General features: G+C 51.7%; 4 protein-coding genes and 1 pseudogene. 1 reads left to right on the top strand and 4 read right to left on the bottom strand.

The genetic code is table 11. From position 1 onward, the window contains the following. Positions 1–169: 169 nt before the first annotated feature. Entirely contained in the window at positions 170–301 is a 132-nt protein-coding gene (locus tag OOJ59_RS28325) for a hypothetical protein (RefSeq protein ID WP_023224512.1), read from the bottom strand. A gap of 868 nt (positions 302–1,169) precedes the next feature. Between OOJ59_RS28325 and OOJ59_RS27670 the strand changes: the two genes are divergently transcribed. Continuing rightward, positions 1,170–1,370: a hypothetical protein gene (locus OOJ59_RS27670; protein ID WP_016236520.1), complete on the top strand. Its 201-nt coding sequence runs from the start codon at positions 1,170–1,172 to the stop codon at positions 1,368–1,370. A gap of 47 nt (positions 1,371–1,417) precedes the next feature. Here the strand turns inward: OOJ59_RS27670 and OOJ59_RS27665 are convergent, their stop codons facing one another. The 3 genes and pseudogenes from OOJ59_RS27665 to OOJ59_RS27655 form a co-directional block, all read right to left on the bottom strand. Then, complete coding sequence (locus tag OOJ59_RS27665) at positions 1,418–1,606, bottom strand: Rop family plasmid primer RNA-binding protein (protein WP_000165998.1); 189 nt, start codon at positions 1,604–1,606, stop codon at positions 1,418–1,420. A gap of 251 nt (positions 1,607–1,857) precedes the next feature. Beyond that, positions 1,858–2,175, bottom strand: a complete 318-nt coding sequence (locus tag OOJ59_RS27660; RefSeq protein WP_023224510.1) for a hypothetical protein — start codon at positions 2,173–2,175, stop codon at positions 1,858–1,860. Positions 2,176–2,316: 141 nt separating this feature from the next. Further along, positions 2,317–2,515 (bottom strand): annotated as a pseudogene (locus OOJ59_RS27655) (hypothetical protein); the annotation flags it as partial.

The raw sequence follows: 2,515 nt of genomic DNA, 5'->3' as shown, positions 1-2,515 counted from the left end.
CTCTGAAAACGAAAAAACCACCTGGGGAGGTGGTTTTTCGAAGGTTAAGTCAGTTGGGGAACTGCTTAACCTGGTAACTGGCTTCAGCAGAGCGCAGATACCAAATACTGTCCTTCCAGTGTAGCCGTAGTTAGGCCACCACTTCAAGAACTCTATAGCACCACCTAAATTAACTCGCTCTGCTAATCCTGTTACCAGTGGCTGCTGCCAGTGGCGCTTTGTCGTGTCTTTCCGGGTTGGACTCAAGACGATAGTTACCGGATAAGGCGCAGCAGTCGGACTGAACGGGGGGTTCGTGCATACAGTCCAGCTTGGAGCGAACTGCCTTCCCGGAACTGAGTGTCAGGCGTGGAATGAGATAAACGCGGCCATAACAGCGGAATGACACCGGTAAACCGAAAGGCAGGAACAGGAGAGCGCACGAGGGAGCCACCAGGGGGAAACGCCTGGTATCTTTAAGTCCTGTCGGGTTTCGCCACCACTGATTTGAGCGTCAGATTTCGTGATGCTTGTCAGGGGGGCGGAGCCTATGGAAAACCGGCAACGCCGCGGCCTTTTCTTTTGCCTCTCGATCCTCTCTCATTGCCTGTGCCTTAATGTCTCCGTTCCCTCCGCTCGCCGCAGCCGAACGACCGAGCGTAGCGAGTCAGTGAGCGAGGAAGCGGAATATCCCCGGACTTATCTTCGGCACCGTACGCGCCAGTGCTGCATTTTTTAATACGATGCAGGATAGGGCAAACGCCGCAAAATGACGTCATCCGACATCATTCCGCCGCGTTCGTCCAGTGACCTACAGTCGGCTCTGGGGTGTCGGGGCTGTGCCCTGACCAGGCGTTTTGGAGTATCGCCACCGTGGTGGCGGTGCTACAAAACATATCCTGTCCCTTCCTTGGCATCTCTGAAGTTTAGCCAGTATACACTCCGCTAGCGCTACGTGACTGGTTCAGGGCTGCGCCCCGACACCCGCTAAAAGCACTGACGCGCCTGCGGCTTGCCCAACCCCGCGCCGTCCGGGAAAGAATTTCCCGATCGACCCGACGTTTCTGTTTACCTGTGATGTTAACGTTTGGATCTTTTTCCCGGGTTTACCTATTTTCTTCTAATGAAGCGTTCACAGCTGACGTTAATAGATGGGTGCTTTCATGTTTGGTTTTTCACCAGGAGAACTTATGAACCTTTGCCCCGATGAACGTCTGCTCTTTGTGCGGATGATTTCCGCTATGCTTCGCCGTTCGGGCGGTGATGCGGGTGCTGTTATGTTTGAGGCGTATCGCCATATTGTGTCCGATACCAATCAAGCTCGTCGTTCCTGCATGCTCGACCTGCTCGAAAGCGTCAGGCATGACTATGTACACGGTGGATATACATAGTTGCCCTGGATACGCTTTTCGTCTAAGTGAGCGTTCTTTTCGTCTCTTTATTCGCCGTCCTGTATACCGAAGCGTGCGCTCAGCTTCTGATAAAGCGCTTCTGCCTGTTCGTGCATTCGCTCACAGTCGGCTGCCTCGTCATCAAGATCGAGCACGTCGAGTTTTTCGAGCAGCAGCAGCGACTGCGCCCGGATAAATTTTGCCATGTTCAGTGCGGCTGATTCCTGTTTTGTCATACGGCTTTTTCCCGGTTTTATGGTGATCGCAGACTGAAATCTTACTTCATTCACTTGAGTGCATAGCCATGCAGGTACGCAGAAATCATCAGCGCGTTTCTGAGCGGTTTTCAGGGGGTAAGATGTGTTCTTTTGCAGGTGAGGTCGTAGAAACGCCCTGAGAGCCTCTCAGGCGGTGCACGCAACAGATGTTATGGTAAATCCAGCTGATTGGCAGGTACAAAAAAAGCCCGGCAGGGCTTTTTTGTACCTTATTGATCTGCACACTTTGCAGCCTTCAGGGCTTCCAGCTGATTTAGCCGGTTAGCTGCTTTTTTGCGGGCTTCGCCTTTTGCCATGCCATTTCCTATCCCAAAATCACCCAGGAAACCTAATACGGTGCGCCCGTCAAATTCGCCGGTTGCCTCAATTTCTTGTTGTACACTGCGCGTTTTGGCGATTTCCAGAGCTACCGCTTTGCAATCCATTGCGGAAGATTCTGGACCGGTGACGTTCGCGGCCTGTGGATATTGCTTTGTTGCGCATCCTGCCATGATCAGCGCTGCCGATAGGATGAATATTTTTTTCAAAATTATCCTTATTTATTTAGGCATAGTTAAGAGATACCCATTTTATCGGCAGGAAATGAGGGTTTTTTAGTTGAATTTTGGGAGGGGCAAGGTTCCATATTGGTCGAGGATTCTGGAGCTGACCGGCAACGGCCAGCGCGGCTATGGGCCATGCGGTGGTTGAGCATAGAAAGGATCTTCTTGAGTTCCTTTTTTTCTACGCGTAATCTCTTGCTCTGAAAACGAAAAAACCACCTGGGGAGGTGGTTTTTCGAAGGTTAAGTCAGTTGGGGAACTGCTTAACCTGGTAACTGGCTTCAGCAGAGCGCAGATACCAAATACTGTCCTTCCAGTGTAGCCG

The organism is Citrobacter sp. W9, assembly GCF_026719375.1.
GTDB lineage: Bacteria > Pseudomonadota > Gammaproteobacteria > Enterobacterales > Enterobacteriaceae > Citrobacter > Citrobacter werkmanii.
Note: the sequence above shows the minus strand (reverse complement) of the source record. Positions and strands in the feature narration are given on the sequence as shown.